Genomic DNA, 20,822 nt, shown 5'->3' with positions numbered 1-20,822 from the left:
CCCGTGAGGGAGAAGTCGATAGATGTCCCTGTGCTAAGCGAACGTGGCCAGGAACACCCAGGCGATGGGTGAAACACGTTCAGTTTGAGGCAACGTGGTTCAGTTCGAAACTGATGCGGCTGATGATGGCTTCCGAAACCTCGGTTTTGGAGCCCGAGGCCTCCTGTGGTTCGGAGCCTGAGCGCGAAAGGATGACCACCGAATTGGAGTCCTGCCCGAAGACTTTATCCGTCCCCACGTGGTTGACCACCAGCAGGTCGCAGCCTTTCCGCTGCAGTTTTGCTTCCGCATAGCCAAGGACATCGCCCTGGCTGTCCCCGGTCTCGGCCGCGAACCCTACGATGAGCTGCCCGGGCTGGGCATAGCCGGCGTTCCGCTGCTCCACGAGCTCCTGCAGGATGTCCGGGTTTCGGACCAGGGAAATGACCGGATCTGCAGCATCGTCCCGCTTTTTGATCTTGGTGTCCGAGACCTCTGCGGGGCGGAAGTCGGCCACGGCTGCTGACATGATGATGACGTCGGACCCGGCAGCGGCAGCCAGTGCGGCCTCCCGGAGTTGCAGGGCAGTTTCCACGCGGACAACTTCCACGCCGGCTGGCGGTGGAACGTCCATGTGGGCCGCCAGCAGCCGCACGGTGGCGCCTGCGTTCCGGGCAGCGACCGCCAGTGCCACGCCCTGCTTGCCGGACGACCGGTTGCCGAGGAAGCGTACGGGGTCCAGCGGTTCCCGGGTGCCGCCGGCGCTGATGGTCACGGTGCGGCCAGCAAGCGGGAGCTGGTAGTCGGACCGTCCCTGCACCAGTGCCATGGCCGCGTCGAAGATCATCTGGGGCTCGGGCAGCCTTCCCGGACCCGAGTCTGCCCCGGTCAGGCGGCCGGAGGCGGGTTCCAGGACGGCGGCGCCGCGGGAGCGCAGGGTTTCGACGTTGGCGCGGGTGGCGGCGTGCTGCCACATCTCGGTGTGCATGGCGGGGGCGAAAAGCACGGGGCCGTGTGCCATCAGCAGCGTGTTGGTGAGCAGGTCCCCGGCCTGGCCCGTGGCGGCTTTCGCCAGGAGGTCTGCCGTGGCGGGCGCCACCACCACGAGGTCGGCCTCGTGTCCAAGCCGGACGTGGTTGACCAGGTGCACATCATCGAAAACGCTGTTGCTTACCGGGTTGCCGGACAGCGCTTCCCAGGTGGCGGTTCCAATGAAGCGCGTTGACGCCTCCGTGGGAATCACGGTGACGTCATGGCCGGCTTCAGTAAAAAGCCGGAGGAGCGATGCCACCTTGTAGGCGGCAATCCCTCCCCCGACTCCGAGGACTATGCGCACGTGACCTCCGTCAACAGCAAGTCAGTTCAGCGGCAGGTTTACTCTGCGGCTTCGATCGGCGTGGAAACCAGCTTGCCTTCGTTGATCTCGCGCAGTGCGATCGAGAGCGACTTTTCGTTCAGCTTGGTGTCGACCAGGGGTCCGACGTATTCGAACAGGCCCTCGTGCAGCTGGGCGTAGTAGGCGTTGATCTGACGAGCGCGCTTGGCACCGAAGATCACCAGGCCGTACTTGGAATCGGCTGCTTCGAGCAGCGAGTCGATCGGCGGGTTGATGATGCCTTCAAGGTTCGTGGACACGGATTCTCCAAATTCCTAGCGTGCTGACGGTTCCGGCAGGTGTGGATGCGGTGTCAGCCCCATGAGTGAAACAAGCTCGTCCGCTGCCCGGCGGACGTCGTCATTGATGACGGTGTGGTCGAACTCCGGTTCAGCAGCAAGTTCCAGTTTAGCGGTTTCCAGGCGCCGCTGCTGTTCTTCCGGTGTTTCTGTGCCCCGGCCCACCAGCCGGCGGACCATTTCGTCCCAGGTGGGCGGTGCGAGGAAGACGAACTGGGCGTCCGGGACGGCTGCCTTGACCTGGCGGGCGCCCTGCAGGTCGATCTCCAGCAGCACGGACCGACCTTCGGCGATGGCCCGGTTGACGGTGCTCTTCAGGGTGCCGTAAGTGTTCTGGCCGTGGACCACCGCCCATTCCAGGAGTTCACCGTCCGCAATGAGCTGCTCGAACTCCTCCTTGGACTTGAAGAAGTAGTGAACGCCGTCCACCTCCCCAGGCCGGGGAGCGCGGGTGGTGGCTGAGACGGAAAGCCACACCTCGGGGTAGTTGTCACGGATGTAGGTGGACACGGTGCCTTTGCCAACAGCCGTCGGACCTGCGAGGACTGTCAGTCCAGGTTTCTTGCTCACGTATTCCTTTTGCCGCAGTTGGGGGAAAGACAGGCGCTGCCTGCCTCAATGCTCGTCTATAAAATCTACCAGCGCCCGGCGCTGGTGGACGCCCAGGCCCCTGACCCTGCGGGACGTTGCGATGCCCAGCTGCTGCATGATCGCGGCGGCCCGTACCTTCCCGATGCCGGGAAGGGCTTCGAGCAGCTCGGAGACTTTCATGCGGGCCAGGGCGTCGTCCTCCAAGGCCGAGCTGATGATGTCCGCCGCGGACCTGTCGCCGTTCCGAAGGCTTTCCTTGGCGGCGGCCCGGGTGGCCCTGGCTGCTGCCGCCTTGCCCAGGGCATCGGCCCGTTCAGACGCAGATAAAGGTCGCAGGACCATCACGGACACCCCCGAAGTCGGCGGATTTCATCCAAGGGCGGCCGCCCTTGGACCTGTCCTGAAACTACCCTCTGGTGCACCGTGAATCAATGCATCGGGGCAATTGCAGGCTATTGTCCCCGCAGCCCCTCCAAGGTCCGCAGGGCAGCCTCACGCAGGCCGCTGACCTCCGGCCCGGCCGACAGGATGTCGCGGCTGGACGTTCCCAGGACCAGCGGGTAGGCAGCACCAAAGGTGGCCCGAAGATCCGCCGGCGTAGCCCCCTGCGCCCCGAGCCCGGGCGCCAGGATGGGACCGCGGACGGCCGCAAGGTCCAGGTCCAGGTCCGCCAGCGCGCTGCCAACGGTGGCGCCGACCACCAGGCCCACGGACCCAAGGCTCCCTGCATACCGCGAGTTCTCGGCAGCCGCTGCTGCAGTGATCCTGCGGGCCACGGAATCCTTTCCGCCCACATGCTGGACGGAGGCGCCCTCCGGATTGGAGGTCAGGGCCAGCACAAACACACCGCGGCCGGTGGCTGCCGCCAGGTCAAGCGCAGGACGCAGCGACTCAAACCCAAGGTAGGGGCTGAGCGTGACGGAATCGGCCGCCAGCGGGGACTCATCACGGAGCCAAGCGTCGGCGTAGGCAGCCATGGTGGACCCAATGTCTCCACGCTTGGCATCGGCGATGGTCAGAACCGATTCGTCCCGCGCGGTGGCCAGGACCTCCTCCAGCACCGCCATGCCCGCAGATCCGTGACGCTCATACAGCGCCACCTGCGGCTTGACCGCGGCAGCGAGCGAAGCCACCGCCTCCAGGACGGTGAGGGAAAACCGCCTCAGCCCGGCGGCGTCGTCGTCCAGTCCCCAGCCCTTCAACAGCGCCGGGTGCGGGTCGATGCCCACGCACAGCGGGCCGCGGGCGGCCATGGCCGCGCCGAGCCGGGAGCCGAAGGACTCCCGGACGGCGTCGTGTGCAGGCGTACCGGGAACCTGCTCAGGCATGCTGCAGGGCCGCTTTCTGCGACTCCGCAAGCGCTGCCGCGTGCTCCTGCAGGCTGGTGACGGACCATTCGTAGGTGCGCATGGCTTCGATGGCCTGGACGGCGGCGTTGAACTCGGCCACCGTGGTGATGCACGGAATGCCGATGGACGTGGCCGCGGCGCGGATTTCGTAGCCGTCGCTGCGGGCCTCGCCGCCCGAGGGCGTGTTGAAGACCATGTCGATCTCGCCGGCGACGATCAGGTCCGCGATGGTGCCCTCGCCCTCGGCGCTGCTGCCCTCGGCCACCTTGCGGACCGGGGTGGCCTGCAGGCCGTTGCGGCGCAGGACGTCGGCGGTGCCGCCGGTGGAGACGATCTCGAAGCCGAGGTCCGAGAGGCGCTTGACCGCCATGATGACGGCGCGCTTGTCCCGGTTGGCCACGGAGACGAACACCTTGCCCTCGGTGGGCAGGGCGTTGTTGGCACCGGCCTGGCTCTTGGCGAAGGCGGTGTCGAAGTGCTTGTCGATGCCCATGACCTCGCCGGTGGAGCGCATCTCGGGTCCGAGCAGCGAGTCCACCACCTTGCCCTCGACCGTGCGGAACCGGCTGAACGGCAGCACGGCCTCCTTGACCGCCACGGGGGCGTCCAGCGGCAGGGTGGAGCCGTCGCCGGCCTCCGGCAGGATCTTGTAGGCCCCGCGCAGCTGGTTGATGGTCACGCCGGCGCCGATGAGGGCAGCAGCCTTGGCCATCTGCACGCCGGTGGCCTTGGACACGAACGGCACGGTCCGGGATGCACGGGGGTTGGCTTCCAGGACGTACAGGACGTCGGACGCCAGCGCGAACTGGATGTTGATCAGGCCCCGCACGCCCACGCCTTCAGCGATGGCGCGGGTTGCGGTGCGCACGCGTTCGACGACGTTGCTTCCCAGGGTGATCGGCGGCAGGACGCAGGCGGAGTCGCCGGAGTGGATGCCGGCTTCCTCGATGTGCTCCATGATGCCGCCCAGGTACATGTCGGTGCCGTCGAAGAGGGCATCGACGTCGATTTCGACGGCGTCCTCCAGGAACCGGTCGATCAGGACCGGGTGGTCCGGCGTGATCTCGGTGGCGTTGGCGATGTAGCGGGAGAGGTTGGGCTCGTCGTAGACGATTTCCATACCGCGGCCGCCCAGCACGTAGGACGGGCGGACCAGGACCGGGTAGCCGATCTCGTCGGCGATCTTCTTGGCGTCCTCGAAGGAAACGGCGGTGCCGTTCTTGGGCGACACGAGGCCGGCCTTGTCCAGTACGCGGGAGAACGCGCCACGGTGCTCGGCGAGGTCGATGGCTTCCGGGGAGGTGCCCAGGATGGGCACGCCGGCGTCGGCCAGCTGCTGGGCCAGCTTCAGCGGGGTCTGGCCGCCGAGCTGGACGAACACGCCCATGACGCCGCCGGTGCGTTCCTCGGCCGCGATGACTTCCAGGACGTCCTCAAGCGTGAGTGGCTCGAAGTACAGGCGGGTGGAGACGTCGTAGTCGGTGGAGACGGTTTCCGGGTTGCAGTTGACCATGACCGTCTCGTAGCCGGCCTTGCGCAGTGCCATGGAGGCGTGCACGCAGGAGTAGTCGAACTCGATGCCCTGGCCGATGCGGTTGGGGCCGGAGCCGAGGATCAGGATGGACGGCTTGGAGTGCAGCGCGACCTCGTCCTCCTCGTCGTAGGCCGAGTAGTGGTACGGGGTGTAAGCGGCGAACTCGGCGGCGCAGGTGTCCACGGTCTTGTAGACCGGGCGGATGCCCAGGGCCTGGCGGACGCCACGGACCACTGCCTCGGAGTTGTGCGTCAGCGCGCCGATCTGTTCGTCGGAGAAGCCGTGGCGCTTGGCGCGCTGCAGCATCTCCCTGGTCAGTGCGCCGGCCTGGCGGATCTCGCGGGACACCTCGTTGAGGAGTTCGAGCTGGTCCAGGAACCAGGGATCGATCTTGGTGGCCTCGAAGAGCTGTTCCGCCGTGGCGCCGCCCAGGAGGGCGCGCTGTACCTGGTGCAGCCGCTCGGTGGTGGGGCGCTTGGCCTTTTCGATGAGCTCTGCGACTTCGTATTCGGGGACGGAGCTGAAGTCCAGCTGCGAACCCTTCTGCTCCAGGGAGCGCAGGGCCTTCTGGAGGGCCTCGGTGAAGTTGCGGCCCATGGCCATGGCCTCGCCCACGGACTTCATGGTGGTGGTGAGGGTGTTGTCCGCCGCCGGGAACTTCTCGAAGGCAAACCGCGGAACCTTGACCACCACGTAGTCGAGTGTGGGTTCGAAGGACGCGGGGGTCTTCTGCGTGATGTCGTTGGGGATTTCGTCCAGGGTGTAGCCCAGGGAGAGCTTGGTGGCGATCTTGGCGATGGCGAAGCCGGTGGCCTTGGACGCCAGCGCCGAGGAGCGGGAGACGCGGGGGTTCATCTCGATGACCACCACGCGGCCGGTCTTGGGGTCGATGGCGAACTGGATGTTGCAGCCGCCGGTGTCCACGCCCACCTCCCGGATGACGGCGATGGCGACGTCGCGCAGCTTCTGGTACTCGCGGTCCGTGAGGGTCAGCGCCGGGGCTACGGTGATGGAGTCACCGGTATGCACGCCTACGGGATCGAAGTTTTCGATGGAGCAGACGACAACCACGTTGTCGTTCTTGTCCCGCATCATCTCGAGCTCGTATTCCTTCCAGCCCAGGATGCTCTCTTCGAGCAGCACCTCGCTGGTGGGGCTGTACTGCAGGCCCTGGCCGACGATGCGGCGCAGGTCTTCCTCGTTGTAGGCAAGGCCGGAGCCCAGGCCGCCCATGGTGAAGGACGGGCGGACCACCATGGGGTAACCGAGGTCGACGGCGGCCGTCAGGGCCTCGTCCATGGTGTGGATGATGTGGCTGCGCGCGGATTCGGCGCCGCAGCGCTCCACGACGCCCTTGAACTTCTCACGGTCCTCGCCGAGCTCGATGGCGGCGATGTTCGCGCCGATCAGCTCCACGTTGTACTTCTCCAGCACGCCGTTCTTGTCCAGGGCGATGGCGGTGTTCAGCGCGGTCTGGCCACCCAGGGTGGGCAGCACGGCGTCGGGGCGTTCCTTGGCGATGATCTTCTCCACCACCTCGGGGGTGATGGGCTCGACGTAGGTGGCGTCGGCGAACTCGGGGTCGGTCATGATGGTGGCCGGGTTGGAGTTCACCAGGATGACCCGCAGGCCTTCCTCCTTGAGGACACGCAGTGCCTGGGTGCCTGAGTAGTCGAACTCGGCGGCCTGGCCAATGACGATCGGGCCGGAACCAATGACGAGGACGCTCTTGAGATCTGTACGTTTCGGCATTACTTCTTGTCCTCAGTCTTGTTGTCGTTTTTGTGTTCAGCGCCGGCGGAGTGGGCGGAGTCCACCGGTTCCTTTGACAGGTTGGCCGTCCGGCCGTCGCGGGTGCCTTCCATCAGTTCGATGAAGCGGTCGAACAGGTAGGCGGCATCGTGGGGTCCCGCCGCCGCTTCCGGGTGGTACTGCACGGAGAACGCCGGGATGTCGAGGCAGGCGAGGCCTTCCACGACGTCGTCGTTCAGGCTGACATGGCTTACTTCCACGCGGCCGTAGCGCTCCTCGGGTGCCTGGGTGGCGCCGTCCAGCGGGGCGTCCACGGCGAAACCGTGGTTCTGGGAGGTGATTTCCACCTTGCCGGTGCGGCGGTCCATCACGGGCTGGTTGATGCCGCGGTGGCCGTAGCGGAGCTTGTAGGTGCCAAAGCCCAGTGCCCGGCCCAGGATCTGGTTCCCGAAGCAGATGCCGAAGTAGGGCAGCTTTTCGTCCAGGACCGAGCGCAGCAGCTTGACCTGCGCGTCGGCAGTGGCGGGGTCGCCGGGGCCGTTGGACATGAAGAACCCGTCCGGATTGACCGCCTTGACGTCTTCCAGGGTGGCGGTGGCGGGGAGCACGTGGACGCGGACGCCGCGCTCGGCGAACCGGACCGGGGTCATGGCCTTGATGCCGAGGTCGATGGCCGCGATGGTGAAGCGGGGCTCGCCGTCCCAGCCGTGGTCCTTCGGTTCAACCACGTAGGCTTCATCAACGCTGACCTCCTCGGCCAGGCGCGAACCCTCCATGGGGGCGCTGGCCAGGACGGCGTCGACCAGTTCCTTGTCCGTAACCTGGGCGGCCTCACCGGAGAAGATGCCGGCGCGCATGGTCTTGTGCTCGCGCAGGTGCCGGGTGATGGCACGCGTGTCCACGCCCTGGATGCCAACGATGCCCTGCGCCACCAGCTCTTCGTCCAGGGAGCGCTCGGAGCGCCAGTTGGAGGGGCGGCGTGCGGGGTCGCGGACGATGTAGCCCGCCACCCAGATGCGCCGGGACTCGGCGTCGTCATCATTGACACCGGTGTTGCCGATGTGCGGCGCCGTCTGCACCACCAGTTGGCGGGCGTAGGACGGATCGGTGATGGTTTCCTGGTAGCCGGTCATGCCGGTGGCAAAGACGGCCTCGCCCAGGGCGGTGCCCGTGGCACCGTAGCTGGTGCCGCGGAAAATGCGCCCGTCTTCGAGAACCAGCGCAGCTGGGGCCGATACAGGAGCGGAGGTGGTTGCTGTCAATGTATTCGCTTTCACTGTCTTACTTTCCACTGGTGGCACCAGCCGCTGGGGCTGACGAAATCAAATCCTGAAGGGCCTGGTACAGCACGTCTTTGTCCGCCGCGCGGCGGGTCCGGAAGCCGGTGTCCAGTTCATGGGCGCCATGCATCCACGCGAGCACCAGCAGGCCGTCCTTTTCCACGAACTTCCCTGCCATCCCGCTGTCCTGCCGGACACCGGTGAGGGAAGCTGCGGGGATGTAGAGCGCAGGTGCCCCGGACCGCCTGTAGAGGACCCCGTGCGGGTACACCTCCAGGGTGGAGTTGGTGCGGATGCCCAGCCCATGAACCGCGATCCGGTCAAGCCAGTCGCCTGACGTGGTGGTGGCAACGTACTGCCCGTCGGCAGCGGCGGTTGGCTCACCGGGTGCGGCAGGCACCTGGGGCAGTTGCTCGACGTCGGACTGGCGCTTCAGGCGGTTGCGCCAGCCAACGGCGAGGAGGACAAAGACGACGGCAACAACCGCCAGCATGGCAAGTCCGGGAAGGATCTTGTCCATCAGGCAGCGCCCGCCGGGGTTGCGCCGGCTTCCGGGTGCGGGGTGTTGAGGGTACCGTCCAGGACGGTGGGGTGCCCCTTGAAGAAGGTGGCCACCACCTTGCCCGGCAGCTCCCTGCCCTTGAACGGGGAGTTGCGGCCCATGGTGGCCATCTGGAAGGGGTCCACCGTCCAACGTGCCGCCGGGTCAACCAGGATCAGGTTGGCCGGTTCCCCGGCCTCGATGGGGCGGCCCTGGTCAGCCAGGCGGCCAATCTTCGCGGCAGCGGTGGAAGTGACCCTGGCGAAGTCAGCCCAGGTCATCAGGCCGGTTTCGATCATGGCGTGCTGGACCACGGACAGGGCGGTTTCCAGCCCGGTCATGCCCATGGCAGCCTGCGCCCACTCGCATTCCTTGTGCTCGCTGGGGTGCGGCGCGTGGTCGGTACCCACAACGTCGATCGTGCCGTCCGCCAGCCCCGCACGCAATGCCTGGACGTCGGCGTCGGTGCGCAGCGGCGGGTTGACCTTGAACACGGGGTCGTAGCTGCGCACCAGGTCGTCGGTCAGCAGCAGGTGGTGCGGGGTGACCTCCGCCGTGACGTCAATTCCGCGCTCCTTGGCCCAGCGGATGATCTCCACCGAGCCGGCCGTGGACACGTGGCACACGTGCAGGCGGGAGCCCACGTGCTGGGCCAAGAGGACGTCCCGGGCGATGATGCTTTCCTCAGCCACGGCGGGCCAGCCGGTCAGACCGAGGACGGCGGAGACATCGCCTTCGTTCATCTGTGCCCCGGCGGTGAGGCGGGGTTCCTGCGCGTGCTGGGCCACAACGCCGTCGAACGCCTTGACGTACTCGAGGGCGCGGCGCATGAGCACCGGGTCGTGGACGCAAATGCCGTCGTCGGAGAACATGCGGACCCGGGCGCGGGAATCGGCCATGGCGCCCAATTCAGCCAGCTGCTCCCCTGCGAGGCCGACGGTGACGGCACCGACCGGGCGGACGTCCACCCAGCCGGCTGCAAGGCCCAGCGTGTAGACCTGTTCCACCACGCCGGCGGTGTCGGCCACCGGGGTGCTGTTAGCCATGGCGTGCACGGCAGTGTAGCCGCCCAGCGCCGCGGCCCGGGTGCCGGTTTCCACGGTTTCGGCGTCTTCGCGGCCCGGTTCGCGGAGGTGCGTATGGACGTCCACCATGCCGGGCAGCGCCACCAGGCCGGCGGCGTCGATGACGGTGGCGCCATCCGCGGACAGGTCATGGCCGATCTCGGCGATGATGCCGTCGCGGATCAGCAGGTCCGCGGGCTCGCCGCCCAGGATGGCTGCGCCTTGGATCAGGTACGTTCCGGTGTTGGCTGCCATCAGTTGCTCTCCTTGGGGGAAGGGGCGGCGGCGTAGGCCGGTGCCCGGTGTGCGGCTGGTTCCCGGGTGTCTCCGGAGAGCAGCAGGTACAGCGCGGCCATCCGCACGGACACGCCGTTGCGGACCTGCGCCAGGACGGTGGAACGGGGCGAGTCGGCGGCGGCGGCGCTGATCTCCAGGCCCCGGTTCATGGGCCCGGGGTGCATGATGATGGTGTCCGTCATGCCAAGGTCGTCCAGGGCCCGCAGCCGGTTGTCGTCGAAGCCCCATCGGCGGGAGTATTCACGGGTGCTGGGGAAGAACGACGCGTTCATGCGTTCGCCCTGGACCCGGAGCATCATCATGGCATCGACGCCGTTGGCCAGGGTCTGGTCAAGGTCATAGCTGACGCTGCAGGGCCACTTGTCGACGCCGACCGGCAGCAGCGTGGGCGGGGCCACCAGGGTGACTTCCGCACCAAGGGTACGGAGCAGCCAGACGTTGGAGCGCGCCACGCGGGAGTGGAGCACGTCGCCTGCGATGGCCACCCGCATGCCCTTGAGATCGGTCCCTTCGGAGCCCGTACCCGAGAGCCGGGCCCAGTGGCGGCGCATGGTGAAGGCGTCGAGCAGGGCCTGGGTGGGGTGTTCGTGGGTGCCGTCGCCGGCGTTGATGACTGCAGCGTCGATCCAGTCGGTGGCTGCGAGGCGGTGGGGCGCGCCGGACGCCCAGTGGCGGATCACGACGGCGTCCGCACCCATTGCGGACAGCGTCTGGGCGGTGTCCTTGAGGGACTCGCCCTTGGAGACGGACGATCCCTTGGCGGCGAAGTTGATGACATCGGCCGACAACCGCTTGGCTGCCGCTTCAAAGGATATCCGGGTGCGGGTGGAGTCTTCGAAGAAGAGGTTGACCACAGTGCGGCCACGCAGGGCGGGGAGCTTCTTGACTTCCCGCTCCCCCACGGCCGACATCTCCTCGGCGGTGTCCAGGATGCGGATGGCGTTCGAAAGACTGAGGTCCTCGGTGGACAGGAGGTGTTTCACGCGCCCCCCTCGATCACGACTTCGTTGACCGGGCTTCCGCCGTCGGAGGAATCCGTCTCTTCCAGCCGGACCCTGACCTTTTCAACGGAGGACGTGGGCAGGTTCTTGCCCACGTGGTCCGCGCGGATGGGAAGCTCGCGGTGGCCCCGGTCGATCAGGACGGCAAGCCGGACGATGCGCGGCCGGCCGAGGTCCACGAGCGCGTCCAGGGCGGCACGGATGGTGCGGCCGGAGTACAGGACGTCGTCGATGAGGACAACCACTTTGTTGTCTATGCCGGTCCGCGGCAGCCTGGTGGGGTACGGCGGGCGGGTCCCCTGATGGGAAAGGTCGTCGCGGAACATGGTGACGTCGAGCTGCCCTACGATGGCCGCGGCATCAACGGTGTTGTCCGCGGCGGCGATTTTTTCCGCGAGCCGGACAGCCAGCGGGTAACCGCGGCGGGGAATGCCCAGTAGGACCAGGTCCTGGGAACCCTTGTTGGCTTCGAGGATCTCGTGGGCGATACGAGTGAGGGCCCGGTCAATGTCCGCCTGGCTGAGGACAACCCTGGCTGGAACCGGTGCGCTGGTGACAGATGTCAACGCTCGTCTCCCCTTTCCCCGCCTCACAGGACGGAATTAAAAAAGGAATGATTGCTGTTCAAAATTACCACACGGTCCTGCCGCGCCCGGCCCCGGACCAACGCGTTGCTGGTCACATCCCACGGAGCGCCGGACGGAAACCAAGGCCGCTTCCTTTGCGGCGCGGGAGCCCCCGCTTAGGCTTTCGGGTATGCCGATGTATTCGCAGCACCCTTCATCCGGACCTCCCGACGACCCCTACCGCGGCGCCGGTGGGCCGCCCCTGCCGCAGGAGGCGAATCCAAGCTGGATGGGGCAGGTGCAGCCGGAACACTACCGGGCGGCGCCGGGGCACCAGGGCGGGCCGCTGGCGGGCATGGTTCCCCCGCAGGCGCAGGGAACAGTGCTGCAGGGTTCGCGGGCCCGCAGCGGGTTGCTTGGTTTGAGCGTTGCCGGCGGCGTGCTGGCTTTCCTGAGCCTGTTCCTGGTGGTGCCGTTCCTTCTGTCCAATACCGGGGCGGCGGGGTTCCTGATTGGTTTCCTGGCGTCCCTGGTCCCGCTTGCTGTGGTGCTGACGGCAGTGCACATCATTGACAGGTGGGAGCCGGAACCCAAGCGGCTCCTGTTTTTTGCTTTCACGTGGGGCGCCGCAGTGTCCGTTGCCGTGACGCTGCTGATCCAGCCGTTCTTCGTGATCGTCTTCCAGTTCACGGACCAGCCTGACCTGCAGACCTATATGGCCACCGTGCAGGCACCCATTGTCGAGGAGTTCGCCAAGTCGCTGGGCCTGCTCATCCTCCTGCTGGCGGCCCGGCGCCAGTTCGACGGGCCGGTGGACGGCGTGGTGTTCGCCTTCACCATCGCCGGCGGGTTCGCCTTCACCGAGAACATCCTCTATTTCGGGCGGGCTATCGCTGAATCGGCGTCGCCGGCCAGCGACTTCGCCCAGATCTTCTTCCTGCGCGGCGTCATGTCCCCCTTCGCCCATGCGATCTTTACCGGCACCACCGGCCTCATCATGGGCTTTGCCGCCAGGCGCTGGCACACCGGCGCGTCGATCGGCGCGTTCTTCGTGGGCCTGCTGCCGGCCATGTTCCTGCACAACAGGTGGAACAGCATGGGCCAGGGATTCCTGCTGGACTACATCGTGGTCCAGGTGCCGATCTTCGTGCTGGCAGTGGCCGGCATCATCTTCCTGCGGGTGGCCGAGAAACGCCTCACCCGCCAGCGCCTGCTGGAGTATTCCGCCGCGGGCTGGTTTACGCCGGCCGAGGTGCAGCTGCTGGCCACCCGCGGCGGCCGGCGGACAGCCCTGGCATGGGCGGCCAGTGCGGGCAGGAAGCAGCAGATGAAGCAGTTCCTGAAGGCGGCCACCCAGCTGGCCAATACCCGCCAGCGGATCCTGAGCGGACGCGACGTGCCCCTCCACCAGGCCGAGGAAAGGCTGCAGCTCCAGCGGATCCTGGCGCTGCGGGCGTCCGTGGCCGCGTAACCCGTCTTTGCGGCCAACGCAAAAGAACCCCGCCAGCGGCGGGGTTCTTTTGTTGGTCCTGCAGGTTGTTTGTCCCGCGGAGAAGAAGCCTCAGGCCAGCAGCGAAGGCTTCAGCTGCTGCAGCCGGCCCAGGAGGCCGTTGATGAACTGCGGGGACTCATCCGTGGACAAAGTCTTGGCCAGCGCAACTGCCTCGCTGACCGCCACGCCGTCCGGGACATCGTCGTTGTAAAGAAGCTCCCAGGTGCCGATGCGCAGGATGATGCGGTCCACGGACGGCATGCGCTCCAGGCTCCAGCCCTGCGAGTAAGTCTCCAGGAACTCATCGATGGCTGCCTGCTGCGACAGCACTCCTTCGACGATTTCCAGGGTGTAGGGGTTGACCACCTGGTCGGTCTTTTCCCGGCGTGCGCGGAGCACGTCGAACGCCGAAACAGAGCGCTGCTCCGCTTCGAAAAGAACATCCAGTGCCCTGCTGCGGGCTTTACCGCGGGCGCTCACTAGTCGGTGACCCGGCCCAGGTAGCTGCCGTCGCGGGTGTCCACCTTAACCCGGGTGTTGTTTTCGATGAACAACGGGACCTGGATTTCGTAGCCGGTTTCCAGGGTGGCGGGCTTGGTGCCTGCGGAGGAGCGGTCACCCTGCAGGCCCGGCTCGGTGTAGGTGATTTCGAGGACAACGCTCGGCGGCAGCTCGATGTAGAGGGGGGTGCCGTCGTGGATGGCGATGTTGACCATCTGGTTCTCAAGCATGAAGTTGGTGGCGTCGCCTACCGTGGCACCGGAGACGGTGATCTGGTCATAGTCCGAGGTGTCCATGAACACGAAGTCCGCGCCGTCCTGGTACAGGTACTGGTAGTCACGGCGGTCAACGGTGGCGGTCTCGATCTTCAGCCCGGCGTTGAACGTCTTGTCGACAACCTTGCCGGACATCACGTTGCGCATCTTGGTCCGCACAAAGGCGCCGCCCTTGCCGGGCTTGACGTGCTGGAATTCGATGACGTTCCAGAGCTGGCCCTCGAGCTTCAGGACCGTTCCGTTCTTAATGTCGTTAGTGGTTGCCACTGGTTTCCTCTGGTTTCTTTGTCTGGCCGCGTGGTCAGATGCTGTATGCCGGGCGGGCACGCCGCAACGGCCCGCCTGCACGTGTTTGTCAAAAATCGCGTGGATGCAAAAATTCCAACAACCATTCTACCGGTAAATACCGGGCAGCCTGTCCGCAGCCTCTGGTTGCGGACTCAGCAGGCGAGGTCCAGGACGTCCCTGGCCCGCTGGAGCGCCACGGTGGACGAGTAGATCTGGGCGGCGTCGGCCGACTGCGCCACCCGCAGGTCCAGTGCCTTGGAGAAGGATTCAACCGCAGCGGAGGTCTGTCCGGCCGCGTACTGTGCCCTGCCCAGGTACTGGAGGGCCAGAGCCTCCCCCGGAGTGCCGTGCGCCTCGGCAAGGAGTTGACGGAACAGGCCAACAGCGCGGTCCATTCGGTGGCTGACGCTCAGCACTTCTGCTTCGAAGATGCGCAGGAGGAACGATTCCGGATCCTTGAACCGGGCTTCGGCCAGCAGCTCGGCAGCCTCGGACGCATGGCCCTCCACCAGCAGCACGAAGATCTGGTCAGCCGGATCCGTGGAGGCGGCCAGGGTTTCCCGGACCACGTCCTCGTTGACGATCTGCGGCTGCAGCGTGTCCGGATTGATGCGGATTCCAGGAAAGCCGGCTTCGGGCCAGTCAGCGGTGCCGCTCATGTCGCCCTGCATCAGGACGCAATCTCCTGGTAGGCCGCGAACAGCAGCGAGGCGTCCGGGACGTCGAGGATTCCGGGTTTGGCGATGCCGTCCAGCACCACGAACCGCAGCAGGTCACCGCGCGATTTCTTGTCGCGGCGCATTCCGTCCAGCAGGCCCTGCCACCGGTCCCGCCGGTAGGTGACCGGCAGCCCAAGTCCCTCAAGGATGCTCCGGTGCCTGTCGGCGTCGGCATCGCTGAGCCGCCCGACGCTCCTGGCGAGTTCAGCGGCGAACATCATGCCCACGGACACCGCGGCGCCGTGCCGCCAGGAGTACCGTTCCACGAGCTCGATGGCGTGGCCCAGGGTGTGCCCGTAGTTCAGGATTTCCCGCAGCCCGGACTCCTTGAGGTCCTCGGAGACTACTTTTGCCTTCACGGCGATGGCCCGCTCGATCAACTCACGGAGGGCATCGGAGCGGGGGTCCACCACCGCGGCCGGATCCTTTTCCACCAGGTCCAGGATGGCGGGGTCGGCGATGAAGCCGCACTTGATGACTTCGGCCAGGCCGGAAATGATTTCGTTCTTCGGGAGCGTGTCCAGGGTGTCCAGGTCGGCCAGGACGGCGGCCGGCGGGTGGAAGGAGCCTACGAGGTTCTTTCCCTCGGCAGTGTTGATGCCGGTCTTGCCGCCCACGGAGGCGTCCACCATGCCCAGCAGGCTGGTGGGCATGTGGATGACCTTGACCCCGCGCAGCCAGGTGGCGGCAACGAACCCGGCAAGGTCGGTGACCGCTCCCCCGCCCACGGCAACAATCGCGTCGGAGCGGGTGAAGTCGTTCTGGCCCAGGACCTGCCAGCAGAAGGCGGCCACCTGGATGTGCTTGCCTTCCTCGGCATCAGGGATCTCCGCGGTAAGGGACGTGAAACCCGCTTCTGCAAGTTCGTCCCGGACGGTGTCACCCGTGAGGCGCAGCGCGCGGGGGTGGATCACCAGGACCCGGCGGACGCGTTCTCCAAGCAGGGCGGGAAGGTCACCAAGGAGGCCGCGGCCGACCACGACGCCGTAGTTGTTGCCGGCGCCTTCGCCGGTGACGTTGATGACTGTTGATTGCGTGTTCACTTTTCAACTTCCTGTTTGGCAGCTGCATGGTTGCGCAGTGCTGCTTCCAGCCGGCCGCCCAGCTCGGATATCGAGCCGTGGCGGACGTCCAGGGTGATGTCGGCCAGCCTTTCGTAGACCGGCCCGCGGGTGGCGAACATGGCCGTCCAGCGCCCCATCGCATCTCCGGCAAGGAGCGGCCGTCCGGAGTTGCGGGCGATCCTGTCCGCGACGGTGTCGGCGTCGCACTCCAGGTACACGACAGTGCAGCGGCTGATCAGCTGCTGCGTGCCTGAGTCGAGCACGGCTCCCCCGCCGAGCGAGATCACCGTGGAGGTTCCATCGGCTTCCTCCACGGCCTCGGCCACGGTCCGGGCCTCAATTTCCCGGAACGCGTGCTCGCCGCGCCCTGCAAAGATCCCGGCGATGGAGCCGTGGCCGGCGACGATCACGGCGTCGGTGTCAATGAAAGGAACACCCAGCTGCTGGGCGAGCTGCTGGCCGATGGCTGATTTGCCCACGGCCATGGGGCCAATGAGCACGATCGGCCGGCTGCCAACCGCTCCGGGACTGCTGCGGTGGAGCACTACTGGCCGATCGAGTCCAGGGATGCCGGGATGCTGTCCAGGTAGCCCTTGATGTTGCGTGCGGTCTCTGCCACCGAGTCACCGCCGAACTTCTCGATGACCGCTTCGGCGAGGACCAGGGCCACCATGGCCTCGGCCACCACTCCGGCGGCCGGGACTGCGCACACGTCCGAGCGCTGGTGGTGCGCCTTGGCCGGCTCGCCGGTGCTCACGTCGATGGTCCGCAGGGCGCGGGGCACCGTGGCGATGGGCTTCATGGCTGCCCGGACCCGGAGAACGTCGCCAATGCTCATGCCGCCTTCGATGCCGCCGGCGCGGTTGCTGGCCCGGACAATCCGGCCTTCGCCGTCGCGGAGGATTTCGTCATGGGCAGCGGAGCCGCGGCGTGCTGCGGTCAGGAAACCGTCGCCAACCTCCACGCCCTTGATGGCCTGGATCCCCATGAGGGCAGCTGCCAGCCTGGCGTCCAGGCGGCGGTCCCAGTGGACGTAGCTGCCCAGTCCCGGCGGGAGTCCGTAGGCCAGGACTTCCACCACGCCGCCCAGGGTTTCGCCTTCCTTGTGGGCGGCGTCCACCTCGGCCACCATCGCGTCAGAGGTTTCACGGTCGAAGCAGCGCAGGGGATCCGTGTCCAGGGCGATGACATCACTGGGCACGGGCAGCGGACGGCCTTCCGGCACCGTCACGCTGGCGATGGACACCGTGTGGCTGACCAGCTCGATGCCGAGGTGCTTGAGGAACTGTGCGGCTACGGTCCCCAGCGCCACGCGGGTGGCGGTTTCCCGGGCGCTGGCGCGTTCCAGCACGGGGCGGGCCTCGTCGAAGCCGTATTTCTGCATGCCGGTGAAGTCCGCATGGCCCGGGCGCGGGCGGGTCAGAGGCGCGTTGCGGGCCTGGTCGGCGAGCAGTTCCGGGTCCACGGGATCAGCGGACATGATCTGCTCCCATTTGGGCCATTCGGTGTTCGCCACCTGGATGGCGACGGGACCGCCCTGGGTCAGGCCGTGCCGCACACCACCGAGGATGGTCACGACGTCCTGCTCGAACTTCATCCGCGCGCCGCGTCCGTAGCCGAGGCGGCGGCGGGCCAGGGAGTCTGCGATGTGGCCGCTGGTGATTTCCACACCGGCGGGGACGCCCTCAATAATTCCCATCAGAGCCGGACCATGGGATTCACCGGCAGTCAACCAACGCATAATTTCCATCCTGCCACGTAGGGCGGTCAGAACGCCCGCCGGGCAAGGCCGACTGCGTCACACATCACATCTATGACAGCTGCATTAACGTCTTCACCGCGGCGGGTGAAAAGCCGCACCTGCTCCACGGCCTGGTACAGCAGCATCTCCAGCCCGGGCACCACGCGGCCCCCGCCGGCTTGCCATACGGAGGCAATGAGGCTGGGCCAGGGGTCGTAAGCCACGTCCAGCAGCACACCCGGGGTCGCGGTCTTGAGCGCGGCGATTTCCGCGGCGAGTCCGTCTGCCGCGCGCGGCGGCAGAGTGGAGATTACGACGTCGGCTTCCGCCGTAGGGCGGGCGGCCGCGGCAAGGGAGCGGACCTGCAGGGCCATCCCCAGGCTTTCGGCAGCCGCACGGACGTCTGCAGTGCGGGACGCATCCCGGACAAAGACCTGGACCGTTTCGGTGCCGAGTTCCTTCAGCGCAGCGACGGCAGAGGCCGCCGTCCCGCCGCCGCCCAGGATGACGGCTGAGGGCGCGGCCGCAGAGCCGGCATGGCAGAGCGCGTTGACGATGCCGGTCACGTCCGTGTTGGAGCCCACCGTTTTAACCCCATCGGCGGTGTCCTCGAACGTCACGGTATTCACGACGCCCAGGGTGCGGGCCACTCCCCGTACCTCGTCCACCTCGTCCAGCATCGCCGTCTTAAGCGGCATGGTCACGGACAGCCCGCGCCAGCCCGGCTGGTGCCGGATCTGGCGCATGAACGACGGCAGCAGCTCCTCGGTGACATCGATGGCCGTATAGCTGATGCCCGCACCCAGTTGCCCGTAGGCCGCGAGGTGCAGGGCCGGGGATTTTGAGTGGCTGATCGGGTGGCCCAGGACGGCAGCCCGCAGGCTCATGTGCAGCGGCCCGCGTTTGCCTGGCACCAGGCGTTGTACTGCTCCACGTAGGCGTTGTGTTCAGCAAGGGTCTTGGCGAACTTGGTTTCCTTGGTGTCCAGGTTGACGGTCACCCAGTACAGGTAATCGTTGGTCTTTGGCTTGGCTGCCGCGTCGATGGCGGTCTTGCCGGGAGATCCGATGGGGCCTGGGGGCAGCCCGGGGTTCGCGTAGGTGTTGTACGGGTTGGACTTGTCCTTGCGCTGCTCATCGGTGAAGTTGAAGCTGCGGGTGCCCAGCCCGTACGTGACGGCGGAGTCAACCTGCAGGAAGCCGCCGGTCTGGTCGTTCGGCTTCAGCCTGTTGTAGATGGCGCCGGCAACGTCGCCGTAGTCGGCCTGGCCGCCCTCGGCCTGGACAATGCTCGCCACGATGACGGCCTGGTACTGCTTGGCGGGGTCCGTAATGCCCTGCGAGACGAGCTCGTCGGTGGTGGCCTTCACCAGCGCCTGCAGGATGTCCTTGGCCTGAGTACCCAGCGGGAAGCGGTACTCGCCCGGCTGCAGGTAGCCTTCCAGATTCTTCGCGTTGGCGGGCAGGCCAAACTGGGCGGGCTGGTTGCTGAGCGCCTGCAGCTGCTGGATGGAGACGCCGGACCCCTCGGAGATCGCCTGGAGGGATTCATTGATGCGAAGGCCGGCGCTCAGGGCGAAGTAAATAACCTTGGACTTGTCTTTGCCGGCAAGGACGTTGACAGCATCCGCGTTCTTCATCTCGGTCTTGAAGACGTAGTCGCCCGGGGAAAGAGTTGCGCCCGAGGCATGGAACGCCTGCATGAAGGTATCCGCGTTGGCCACGACGCGCTGGTTCTCCAGCTCCGATGCAACGGACCTGGTGCCCTCGCCGCTGGCGACGGTCACACGGACCTCACCCGTACCGGGGCCGGGGAAGTCCGCGGGCTTGCCGCTGCCCAGGAGGGGCTTGAGGAACTGGGCGCCTACGGCCACCGCCGCCACGAAGACAACGAGCGTCAGGAAAAGGGCCAGCAGCCTCCGACGGCGGCGGACCTTCTTTGAGGGACGTTTCACTACCTCGGTGGACGCGGCCGGAAGGATCCCTGCGACCGGGTCCGGATGGCCTGGTTCAGGATGGGACTCATGGTGGTAGTCGTGGACGTCCGTTTCATCGTGGATGTGGGCCTCTTGGTGCTCATAGTGGACGTCGTCCGAATATTGCGGGACGTCGTCGGGGTGGGCGTCCCGGTACTCATCGGCGTGGTGGTGAGGGGCGTTCCCGTGGTGCTGGCCGGCGTCGTGCTGCTGGTCAGCCACCGGCGCTTCGTGGTGGTCTTCTCCGTGGGAAGCATGCGCGGTTTGTTCGTCCTGGATGGACGGGGGCGTTTGCGGTGCCGCCGGAAGGTCACCGGCGCCGGGAAGCGGAGCGAAGGTGGAAGCGGCTTCCGGAGAAGCTGCGGCAGGTGGTGCGGCCGGTGGCGGCGGAACGTCGCCGGTTTCGTAGGCCTGTTCGGGCACGGCGTTGTGGCCCCCGGTGTTGAGGGTCTTTTCCCGGGCGCGCAGTTCCTTGCGGGTCAGCGGCCGCTGGACCCCAGTGCCCAGCGGGCCGGAGGTGTCATCAATGTTGGCAGGGCTCACTGTTGCCTTCCATTATCTGAAAATCGGGCCGTGTCTGCGGGGGCGGCGCGGACTGGTTCGTCCACCCCACCGGCCCCCAGGTCCACGGACGGGGATGGCGCTGTCACGCGTGAGCCGACATCCGCTCCCCTGGCTTTCTGCATGTCGATGGCGTGCTGAAGAATACCCGCCGCCGCGACCTGATCAACTACTTTACGGTGGTCCCTGCTGCTCATGCCAGCTTCGTGCAGGTTCCGGTGGGCCGTGACACTGCTGAGGCGCTCGTCAACCAGGTTGACCGGGACCGCCAGGCCGCGGCTGGAAAACTCGGCAGCCAGCAGCAACGCGTAGTCCGTGGCCATCCTGGCTGAGGCGTGTTCCTCGCCCTTCATGGTCCTGGGCAGGCCAACGATAACCTGCACAGCCCCCAGTTCCTCCGCCAGTTTCGCGATGACGCGGACGTCCGAGTTCTTCTTCGCGTTCCGGTCGAGGGTCTTGTAGGGCGTGGCAAGGATCGAATCACGGTCGCAAATGGCGACCCCTACCCGGACGGTGCCGACGTCCACCCCCAGTTTGACGCCCTGGGGGTAGCCGCCGGCAGCAACAGGATTGGTCAT

21 protein-coding genes are annotated in these 20,822 nt (G+C 66.7%); 1 reads left to right on the top strand and 20 read right to left on the bottom strand.

Annotated elements, in window-relative coordinates; all coding sequences use genetic code 11:
- Positions 1-79: 79 nt before the first annotated feature.
- The 11 genes from coaBC to pyrR form a co-directional block, all read right to left on the bottom strand.
- Entirely contained in the window at positions 80-1,315 is a 1,236-nt protein-coding gene (gene coaBC, locus FBY30_RS16885; protein ID WP_142133757.1) for a bifunctional phosphopantothenoylcysteine decarboxylase/phosphopantothenate--cysteine ligase CoaBC, read from the bottom strand.
- A gap of 38 nt (positions 1,316-1,353) precedes the next feature.
- Positions 1,354-1,614: a DNA-directed RNA polymerase subunit omega gene (rpoZ, locus tag FBY30_RS16880; RefSeq protein WP_003800778.1), complete on the bottom strand. Its 261-nt coding sequence runs from the start codon at positions 1,612-1,614 to the stop codon at positions 1,354-1,356.
- A gap of 15 nt (positions 1,615-1,629) precedes the next feature.
- The gene (gene gmk, locus FBY30_RS16875) at positions 1,630-2,223 is read right to left on the bottom strand and encodes a guanylate kinase (RefSeq protein ID WP_142133756.1); all 594 of its coding nucleotides are present in this window, start codon (positions 2,221-2,223) and stop codon (positions 1,630-1,632) included.
- A gap of 45 nt (positions 2,224-2,268) precedes the next feature.
- Positions 2,269-2,586 carry an integration host factor, actinobacterial type gene (gene mihF / locus FBY30_RS16870; protein ID WP_200830713.1) on the bottom strand — a complete coding sequence of 106 codons (318 nt, stop codon included), beginning with the start codon at positions 2,584-2,586 and terminating at the stop codon, positions 2,269-2,271.
- 110 nt (positions 2,587-2,696) lie between these two features.
- The gene (gene pyrF, locus FBY30_RS16865) at positions 2,697-3,572 is read right to left on the bottom strand and encodes an orotidine-5'-phosphate decarboxylase (protein WP_142133754.1); all 876 of its coding nucleotides are present in this window, start codon (positions 3,570-3,572) and stop codon (positions 2,697-2,699) included.
- A complete protein-coding gene (gene carB, locus FBY30_RS16860; protein WP_142133753.1) occupies positions 3,565-6,879 on the bottom strand; it encodes a carbamoyl-phosphate synthase large subunit in 3,315 nt (1,104 codons plus the stop codon). Before carB ends, pyrF begins: the two co-directional genes overlap by 8 nt.
- A complete protein-coding gene (gene carA / locus FBY30_RS16855; RefSeq protein WP_235009471.1) occupies positions 6,879-8,141 on the bottom strand; it encodes a glutamine-hydrolyzing carbamoyl-phosphate synthase small subunit in 1,263 nt (420 codons plus the stop codon). The genes carB and carA overlap by 1 nt, the downstream gene beginning before the upstream one ends.
- Positions 8,142-8,160: 19 nt before the next feature.
- Positions 8,161-8,679, bottom strand: coding sequence for a PH-like domain-containing protein (locus tag FBY30_RS16850; protein ID WP_142133751.1), 519 nt, complete (start codon positions 8,677-8,679; stop codon positions 8,161-8,163).
- Positions 8,679-10,019 (bottom strand): dihydroorotase, encoded by a 1,341-nt coding sequence (locus FBY30_RS16845; RefSeq protein WP_142133750.1) that lies wholly within the window; start codon positions 10,017-10,019, stop codon positions 8,679-8,681. Before FBY30_RS16845 ends, FBY30_RS16850 begins: the two co-directional genes overlap by 1 nt.
- A complete protein-coding gene (locus tag FBY30_RS16840; RefSeq protein ID WP_142133749.1) occupies positions 10,019-11,044 on the bottom strand; it encodes an aspartate carbamoyltransferase catalytic subunit in 1,026 nt (341 codons plus the stop codon). The genes FBY30_RS16845 and FBY30_RS16840 overlap by 1 nt, the downstream gene beginning before the upstream one ends.
- Positions 11,041-11,628 carry a bifunctional pyr operon transcriptional regulator/uracil phosphoribosyltransferase PyrR gene (gene pyrR / locus FBY30_RS16835; RefSeq protein WP_142133748.1) on the bottom strand — a complete coding sequence of 196 codons (588 nt, stop codon included), beginning with the start codon at positions 11,626-11,628 and terminating at the stop codon, positions 11,041-11,043. Before pyrR ends, FBY30_RS16840 begins: the two co-directional genes overlap by 4 nt.
- A gap of 196 nt (positions 11,629-11,824) precedes the next feature.
- On the opposite strand from pyrR, the gene FBY30_RS16830 reads away from it, so the two are divergent.
- Entirely contained in the window at positions 11,825-13,099 is a 1,275-nt protein-coding gene (locus FBY30_RS16830; protein WP_235009571.1) for a PrsW family intramembrane metalloprotease, read from the top strand.
- 90 nt (positions 13,100-13,189) lie between these two features.
- On the opposite strand, the gene nusB is transcribed toward FBY30_RS16830, so the two are convergent.
- The 9 genes from nusB to ruvX all read right to left on the bottom strand — a co-directional run bounded on the left by nusB (position 13,190) and on the right by ruvX (position 20,822).
- Positions 13,190-13,600, bottom strand: coding sequence for a transcription antitermination factor NusB (gene nusB, locus FBY30_RS16825; protein WP_142133746.1), 411 nt, complete (start codon positions 13,598-13,600; stop codon positions 13,190-13,192).
- Positions 13,600-14,163: an elongation factor P gene (gene efp / locus FBY30_RS16820; protein ID WP_142133745.1), complete on the bottom strand. Its 564-nt coding sequence runs from the start codon at positions 14,161-14,163 to the stop codon at positions 13,600-13,602. The genes nusB and efp overlap by 1 nt, the downstream gene beginning before the upstream one ends.
- 173 nt (positions 14,164-14,336) lie before the next feature.
- Complete coding sequence (locus tag FBY30_RS16815; protein ID WP_142133744.1) at positions 14,337-14,855, bottom strand: tetratricopeptide repeat protein; 519 nt, start codon at positions 14,853-14,855, stop codon at positions 14,337-14,339.
- Positions 14,855-15,946 (bottom strand): 3-dehydroquinate synthase, encoded by a 1,092-nt coding sequence (aroB, locus tag FBY30_RS16810; protein WP_142133743.1) that lies wholly within the window; start codon positions 15,944-15,946, stop codon positions 14,855-14,857. The genes FBY30_RS16815 and aroB overlap by 1 nt, the downstream gene beginning before the upstream one ends.
- Positions 15,943-16,512 carry a shikimate kinase gene (locus FBY30_RS16805; RefSeq protein WP_142133742.1) on the bottom strand — a complete coding sequence of 190 codons (570 nt, stop codon included), beginning with the start codon at positions 16,510-16,512 and terminating at the stop codon, positions 15,943-15,945. The genes aroB and FBY30_RS16805 overlap by 4 nt, the downstream gene beginning before the upstream one ends.
- Positions 16,512-17,711, bottom strand: a complete 1,200-nt coding sequence (gene aroC, locus FBY30_RS16800) for a chorismate synthase (RefSeq protein WP_142135380.1) — start codon at positions 17,709-17,711, stop codon at positions 16,512-16,514. Before aroC ends, FBY30_RS16805 begins: the two co-directional genes overlap by 1 nt.
- A gap of 23 nt (positions 17,712-17,734) precedes the next feature.
- Positions 17,735-18,595 carry a shikimate dehydrogenase gene (locus FBY30_RS16795; protein ID WP_142135383.1) on the bottom strand — a complete coding sequence of 287 codons (861 nt, stop codon included), beginning with the start codon at positions 18,593-18,595 and terminating at the stop codon, positions 17,735-17,737.
- Positions 18,592-20,226: an endolytic transglycosylase MltG gene (gene mltG, locus FBY30_RS16790; RefSeq protein WP_142133741.1), complete on the bottom strand. Its 1,635-nt coding sequence runs from the start codon at positions 20,224-20,226 to the stop codon at positions 18,592-18,594. The genes FBY30_RS16795 and mltG overlap by 4 nt, the downstream gene beginning before the upstream one ends.
- Entirely contained in the window at positions 20,223-20,822 is a 600-nt protein-coding gene (ruvX, locus tag FBY30_RS16785; RefSeq protein ID WP_142133740.1) for a Holliday junction resolvase RuvX, read from the bottom strand. Before ruvX ends, mltG begins: the two co-directional genes overlap by 4 nt.

The organism is Arthrobacter sp. SLBN-83, from assembly GCF_006715285.1.
In the GTDB taxonomy this organism is placed as follows: domain Bacteria; phylum Actinomycetota; class Actinomycetes; order Actinomycetales; family Micrococcaceae; genus Arthrobacter.
Note: the sequence above shows the minus strand (reverse complement) of the source record. Positions and strands in the feature narration are given on the sequence as shown.

Excerpts from the sequence above, each read along its gene's own strand:
- mihF (WP_200830713.1), bottom strand. The coding sequence starts at position 2,586 with ATGGTCCTGCGACCTTTATCTGCGTCTGAACGGGCCGATGCCCTGGGC.
- pyrF (WP_142133754.1), bottom strand. The coding sequence starts at position 3,572 with ATGCCTGAGCAGGTTCCCGGTACGCCTGCACACGACGCCGTCCGGGAG.
- carB (WP_142133753.1), bottom strand. The coding sequence starts at position 6,879 with ATGCCGAAACGTACAGATCTCAAGAGCGTCCTCGTCATTGGTTCCGGC.
- FBY30_RS16850 (WP_142133751.1), bottom strand. The coding sequence starts at position 8,679 with ATGGACAAGATCCTTCCCGGACTTGCCATGCTGGCGGTTGTTGCCGTC.
- FBY30_RS16845 (WP_142133750.1), bottom strand. The coding sequence starts at position 10,019 with ATGGCAGCCAACACCGGAACGTACCTGATCCAAGGCGCAGCCATCCTG.
- FBY30_RS16830 (WP_235009571.1), top strand. The coding sequence starts at position 11,825 with ATGTATTCGCAGCACCCTTCATCCGGACCTCCCGACGACCCCTACCGC.
- FBY30_RS16815 (WP_142133744.1), bottom strand. The coding sequence starts at position 14,855 with ATGCAGGGCGACATGAGCGGCACCGCTGACTGGCCCGAAGCCGGCTTT.
- FBY30_RS16795 (WP_142135383.1), bottom strand. The coding sequence starts at position 18,595 with ATGAGCCTGCGGGCTGCCGTCCTGGGCCACCCGATCAGCCACTCAAAA.
- ruvX (WP_142133740.1), bottom strand. The coding sequence starts at position 20,822 with ATGACCAATCCTGTTGCTGCCGGCGGCTACCCCCAGGGCGTCAAACTG.